Origin of the sequence: Verrucosispora sp. SN26_14.1 (assembly GCF_004307965.1) — a bacterium.
Lineage (GTDB): Bacteria > Actinomycetota > Actinomycetes > Mycobacteriales > Micromonosporaceae > Micromonospora.
Window position 1 is genome coordinate 1 of record NZ_SISL01000330.1, and the last position, 6587, is coordinate 6587.

Annotated in this window: 3 protein-coding genes and 1 pseudogene; 3 read left to right on the forward strand and 1 reads right to left on the reverse strand. The window is 74.0% G+C overall.

The window, feature by feature from the left end:
- Positions 1 to 281, forward strand: a pseudogene (locus EYA84_RS33615) (hypothetical protein); the annotation flags it as partial.
- 171 nt (positions 282 to 452) lie between these two features.
- Positions 453 to 959, forward strand: a complete 507-nt coding sequence (locus tag EYA84_RS23440; RefSeq protein ID WP_131055375.1) for an inorganic diphosphatase — start codon at positions 453 to 455, stop codon at positions 957 to 959.
- A gap of 30 nt (positions 960 to 989) precedes the next feature.
- Here the strand turns inward: EYA84_RS23440 and eccD are convergent, their stop codons facing one another.
- Positions 990 to 2387: a type VII secretion integral membrane protein EccD gene (gene eccD / locus EYA84_RS23445; RefSeq protein WP_131055377.1), complete on the reverse strand. Its 1398-nt coding sequence runs from the start codon at positions 2385 to 2387 to the stop codon at positions 990 to 992.
- A 101-nt stretch (positions 2388 to 2488) separates the two neighbouring features.
- Here eccD and eccCa point away from each other — a divergent pair, with 101 nt between their 5' ends.
- Positions 2489 to 6433, forward strand: a complete 3945-nt coding sequence (gene eccCa, locus EYA84_RS23450; RefSeq protein ID WP_131055379.1) for a type VII secretion protein EccCa — start codon at positions 2489 to 2491, stop codon at positions 6431 to 6433.
- The last annotated feature ends 154 nt before the right edge of the window (positions 6434 to 6587 follow it).

Sequence of the window (6587 nt, forward strand, 5' to 3'; positions counted from 1 at the left end):
CCCCGGAACCGCCCGGGACGCTCACCCGCCCGGACGCGCTGCCGGACGGCACGGACGCGCTGCCGGACGGCACAGGTGACACCGAGGCAGTGCCCGGCGGTACGGACGCGGTGCCGGTGGCGGGCGGGGTCGGGCCGGGAGCCGGGCTCGTCGGAGCGGGGTCGGCGGATGTCGGTGACGGTGTCCGGAGCAGGTGCGCGTCGGGTACCACCACACGCCCGGTCGCCGGTGTGACCGGCGGTGTCGCGGGACCGCCCTCGGCGGCACCCTCCGGACGGTAGTGTGAATCTTCCCTCCCCACGACCCCCTCCTCCCCCACCGGAAACCGGCCTGGGTGACACTACTTCGGTCCGAAGACTATGCGGCGGCCGGACTCGGTGGGCGGGCAATCGCCCGTCCGGGCTGGTCGCCGGTTCCGTCAGGCCAGCGTGGGCGAACGAGGGAGCGTGCGAATGGATTTCGACGTCACGGTTGAGATCCCCAAGGGTCACCGCAACAAGTACGAGGTGGACCACGTGACCGGCCGGATCCGGCTGGACCGCACGCTCTTCACCTCCACGCAGTACCCGGCCGACTACGGCTTCATCGAGGGCACCCTCGGCGCGGACGGCGACCCCCTGGACGCCCTGGTGCTGGTGCCCGAGCCCACCTTCCCCGGCTGCCTGATCCGGTGCCGCACCATCGGCATGTTCCGGATGACGGACGAGAAGGGCGGCGACGACAAGGTCCTCTGCGTGCCGTACGAGGACCCCCGGCAGGAGCACCTGCGCGACATCCACCACCTCGGCGAGTTCGACCGGCTGGAGATCCAGCACTTCTTCGAGGTCTACAAGGACCTGGAGCCGGGCAAGTCGGTCGAGGGTGCGACCTGGGTGGGGCGTACCGAGGCCGAGGCCGAGATCCTGATCTCCTACCAGCGGGCCAAGGACGCCGAGGAGCGTGGCGAGACCATCCACTGACGCGGCCTCGCGACGGGCCCGCCGGACCGCTCAGCCGAGCAGTCCCCGGGCCCGTTCGTAGAGTCCGAGCACCGCGCAGGCGATCGGCACCACGGAGATCACCAGAGCGGTGTCGGTGAGGTCGGCGAGCCGCCCGACGTACGGCGAGACCGGCCGGTGGGCGTGACCGGTGCCGGCCGCCGCGACCGCGAGGCCGACCAGCACGCCGCCGACCGCCAGGATCAGTGGTCCGGTCGCGGCGTCGACGGCGAGCACCGTACCGAGGGCCGCGTACCCGGCCAGACCCGCGAGCACCGGCGGCACCCGGTGGCGTACCGCCGCGAAGAGCCGGGCGCGCAGCAGGAACACCGTCGAGGTCACCCCGACCAGCAGCCGACCGGTGACGCCGCCGGTGACGGCGAGGACCAGACCGGCCACGCCGCCCAGCACCGCGTGCCCGATCAGCATCCCGGTGAGCATCTCCTCGGTGCGCGCCACCGCCGCGTACACCCGGCCGCGATCGGGCAGGTCACGGGCCTGGTCCAGGTCGTGGTCGGCACCGGTCGGCAGGGTGGTCGGCGGCAGCGGCACCCGGCCCAGCCGGATCGCCAGCAGCGGGACCGCACCGATCGCGAAGGCCAGCACGCAGAGCAGGACGGCCGTCGCGCCGGCCGGGCCGAGCAGCACGCCGCCGAGGGCAGCCGGGACGCCGACCGCACCGACCGCCACCCCGGCCACGAAGACCCGTTGCCGGGTGGCCACGCCGAGCAGCCCGAGCACCGACACCAGCAGCAGCGCCACCGCCCCGGCCAGCGCCTCCTCCGCGCCGACCCAGCGCAGCGGACCGAGCGGCCCGACCGGGTCGCCCGAGCTGACCGCGAGGGCACCGGCCACGGCGGCGTACGGCAGCGCGTACCCGCCGAGGACGGCACCGGACGCGCCGTCGCCCCGGGCCCGCGAGAACACCGTGCCGGCGAGCACCAGCAGGACCGCGAGCAGGGTCGCCACCGGCCACACGGCCCGGTCGACGGGGCCGGTGGCGAGCAGGGCGACCAGGCCGACGCCGAGCGGCACTCCGGCACCGGCCAGCGCGGCGACCCGGGTGGCCTCGGGTGACCAGGCGGCACCCCGCCGTCGTGCGCCGTCGGCGATGGCCTCCACCACGTCGTCGTACTCGGGTTCGGGCCACTCGGCACGGCCCGGCACCAGGTGCAGCACCTCACCGTCACGGACGCCCTGGGCGAGCAACGCCTGCCCGGTGGCGAGCATGCTGCCGTCGGCCCGCCGCAGCAGCCAGCCGCCGTGCCGTTCACCGTCGTCGGCGAGCCCGACACCGGCGTGCCGGAGCACCTCGGGCAGCAGCTCGACGAGCGGGACCTGCTCGGGCAGGGCCACGTCGACCCGGCGCACCGGCGAGCTGACGGTGACCCGGGCCAGCCCGATCGTCATCGACTGATCTCCCTATCGAGCGGGGTGCGGGCCTGCGCGGACGGAAGGACTTTACCTACCATGAGCCAGGCTCGGGTCACCGTGCGTCGTCGGGAGGTCGAGTGTCCACTGTCGTCGTCCGGCGGGCGGCCCGACGTCCGGCACCGGAGATCCCCGTCGGCGAGGTGCCGGTGCAGGCCCCGCCGGAGATCCCGGCCGTCACCGGTGGCCGCTGGCAGCAGATGCTGATGGTGCTGCCGATGCTCGGCGGTACGGTCGCGATGGCGATGATGTTCGGTCGGGGCGGCGGCGCGTACGCGTACGTGGTCGGCGCGATGTTCGGCCTCTCCACGCTGGCGATGCTGGTCACCTCGTGGGGCAGCGCCTCGGGCAGTCCCCGCAAGTCCGAGATGATGGCCGCCCGACGCGAGTACCTGCGACACCTGGCGACGTTGCGGCGGCAGGTCCGGCAGACCGCGGCACGACAGCGCAGCGGCCTCTGTTACCGGCACCCGGATCCGCAGGGCCTCTGGTCGACGGTGGAGAGCCACCGGGTCTGGGAACGTCGTCCCACCGATGCCGACTTCACCGTGGTGCGGGTCGCCGTCGGGCCGCAGACGCTGGCGACTCCGCTGGTCCCACCGGTCACCCGGCCGTTGGAGGAGTTGGAGCCGATGACCGCCGGGGCGCTGCGCCGCTTCCTGGACGCGTACTCGGTGGTGCCGGAGCTGCCGGTGGCGGTGTCGCTGCGGAGCTTCGCCCGGGTGTTCGTCCGGGCCGCGCCGGCCGGTCCCGCCGGGTCACCGGCCGCGCAGTCGCTGGTCCGGGCGATGCTCACCCAGCTCGCGGTCTTCCACTCCCCCGACGAACTGCTGATCGCGGTCTGCGCCGGGCCGGAACGGCGGGCGACCTGGGAGTGGGTGAAGTGGTTGCCGCACACCGGTCATCCGTCCCGGGTCGACGCCCTCGGCCCGGTCCGGCTGGTCGCGAGCGCGGCGGTGGACCTGGAGAAGCTGCTCGACGAGGTGCTGGACAGCCGGTCCCGGTTCAGCCCGGCCGGGCCGGTCACCGACGGGCCGCATCTGGTGGTGGTGCTCGACGGCGGCGACCTGACCGGCGCCACCGAGCTGGCCGGGGACGGCGGTATCGACGCGGTCACCCTGATCGACCTGAGTTCCCCGCCGCCCCGCCTGCTGGACCGCTTCGCCCTGCTGTTGGAGGTGTGGGGCGGCCGGCTGCACTCGCACTCGGCGGACGGGCCGGCCGAGGTCGGCACGGCCGATGCGCTCAGGATCGCCGAGGCCGAGGCGGTGGCCCGCCGGTTGGCCCCGTTACGCCCGGCCGCCGTGCGTGGTCCGGACGCCGCGACCGGTGCCGAGCCGGGCCTGCCGGAGCTGCTCGGCATCGGCGACCCGGAGGGCTTCAGCACCGAGCAGGGCTGGGCGCCCCGGTCGCCCCGTGACCGGCTGCGGGTGCCGATCGGCGTCGGGGTGGACGGTATCGCCGTCGAGCTGGACCTGAAGGAGTCGGCGCAGGACGGCATGGGTCCGCACGGGCTGCTGATCGGCGCCACCGGCTCAGGCAAGTCCGAGCTGCTACGGACCCTGGTGGTGGGGCTGGCCGCCACGCACTCCTCCGAGCAGCTCAACTTCGTCCTGGTCGACTTCAAGGGCGGGGCCACCTTCGCCTCGTTCGACCGGCTGCCGCACACCGCCGCCGTCATCACCAACCTGGCCGACGCGTTGCCGCTGGTGGACCGCATGGTCGACGCGATCAACGGCGAGTTGGTACGCCGGCAGGAGCTGCTGCGTCGCGCCGGCAACTTCGCCAGCCTGCGCGACTACGAGCGGGCCCGGGCGGCCGGCACCGCGCTGGCCCCGCTGCCGTCGCTGCTGCTGGTCTGCGACGAGTTCTCCGAGCTGCTGTCGGCCAAGCCCGACTTCGTCGACCTCTTCGTGCAGATCGGCCGGTTGGGGCGGTCCCTCGGGGTGCACCTGCTGCTGGCCAGCCAGCGGTTGGAGGAGGGGCGGCTGCGCGGGTTGGACACCCACCTGTCGTACCGGATCGGTCTGCGTACCTTCTCGTCGCTGGAGTCGCGCACGGTGCTCGGCGTGCCGGACGCGTACGAGCTGCCCCGCTCGCCGGGTCACGGCTACCTGCGCTCCGGCACCGAGCCGCTGGTGCGTTTCAAGACCGCGTACGTCTCGGGGGCGGTCCGTCGACGCCTTGTGGCGGCCGGTGCGGCCGGGTCCGAGCGCCCGCGCCTGCTCACCTTCTCCACCCATTTCACACCCGAACCGGAGCCGCCCGCCCCGCCCGTCCAGGAGGACGAGGAGCCGGGCCGGGAGACCCTGCTGGACCTGCTGATCACGCGCCTCGCCGACCAGGGGCCGCCGGCACATCGGGTGTGGTTGCCGCCGTTGGACGGCGCGCCGGGGCTGGACGAGGTGGTCGGGCCGTTGACCGTGCACCCCTCCCGGGGGCTGACCTCCGGCAATCCGGAGCTGCACGGGGCGTTGCAGGTGCCGGTGGCGCTCGTCGACAAGCCGTACGAGCAGCGGCGCGACCTGCTCTGGCTGGCCCTGGACGGCGCCGCCGGGCACGTGGCCGTGGTCGGCGGTACGCAGAGCGGCAAGTCCACCGCGCTGCGGACGTTGATCTGCGCGCTGGCGCTCACCCACACTCCTGCCGAGGTGCAGGTCTACGGTCTGGACTTCGGTGGCGGCGGATTGGCCGCGCTGCGCGACCTGCCGCACGTCGGTGGGATCACCGGTCGCGCCGACCCGACCGGCGTGCGACGCACCGTGGGTGAGATGGCCACCCTGCTCGCGGACCGGGAGCGCGCCTTCGCCGAACTCGGCGTCGAGTCCATGGCGGTCTGGCGGCGTCGGCGTGTCGAGCAGGCCGCCGCCGGTGCGCCGGACACCGACCGGTTCGGAGACGTCTTCCTCGTCGTCGACGGCTGGACCACGCTGCGCGGCGAGTACGACGACCTGGAGCCGCTGATCACCGACCTCGCCACCCGGGGACTCTCCTACGGCGTGCACGTGGTGGCCACGGCGGTGCGTTGGCTGGACTTCCGACCGGCCATCCGGGACCTCTTCGGTTCGCGACTGGAGCTGCGGCTCGGTGACCCGTCGGATTCGGTGATCGCCCGGCGGGCGGCGGCGGACGTACCGGAGCGGACGCCGGGTCGCGGCATCACCGCCGGGAGCCTGCACTTCCTCACCGCCCTGCCGCAGGTCGCCGACGCGGACACCGCCGCTCTGGTGCGGCGGGCGGCGGAGAGCTGGTCCGGTCCGCCGGCACCCCGGGTACGGCTGCTCCCGGCGGTGCTGCCGTACCCGGAGATCGACCTGACCGGTACCGCCGGGTTGCGGATCCCGGTCGGGATCGCCGAGGCGGACCTGCGGCCGGTGGTGCTCGACTTCGCCACCGAGCCGCACTTCGTGGTCTACGGCGACGCCGAGTGCGGCAAGTCGTCGTTCCTCCGCGCGCTGGCCCAGTCGATCGTCACCCGGTTCACCCCGGAGCAGGCGCGGGTGATCCTGGTCGACTACCGCCGCAGCCTGCTCGGCGCGATCGAGACCGAACACCTGATCGGGTACGGCACCGCCGCCGCGCACACCGCCGACCTGGTGGAGTCCGCGGCCGGTTACCTGCAGGGCCGTACGCCCGGTCCCGAGGTCGGGCCGGCGCAGTTGCGCGACCGGTCGTGGTGGACCGGCCCGGAGCTGTTCGTGCTGGTCGACGACTACGACCTGGTGGCGAGCGGGCCGGCGAACCCACTGCGGGCGCTGGAGGAGCACCTGCCGCACGCCCGCGACGTCGGGTTGCACCTGGTGCTGGTCCGCCGCTGCGGCGGTGCCGGCCGGGCCCAGTACGAGCCGGTCGTGCAGCGGCTGCGCGAACTGTCCACCTCGGGCCTGGTGATGTCGGGCAGCCCCGAGGAGGGCGCGTTGGTGGGTGCGGTCCGGCCCGGCCCGCTGCCGCCCGGACGCGGTCGACTGTCCACCCGGCGGGAGGGTGTCCGCCTGGTGCAGTTGGCATACCTGCCGCCACAGTGACGTCGAGTCCACGGAACGTCCCGTAAAGGGGAGGCGAACCGGTAATCTCCGATCGTCATGTGTCCCTGCGACGAATGGCGGAGGATGTGACCAGGGTGCGGCAGAGCGGCCCGCCGGGGCCGCGACGGTTCGCGCATCGGGCGCTGCTGGCGGC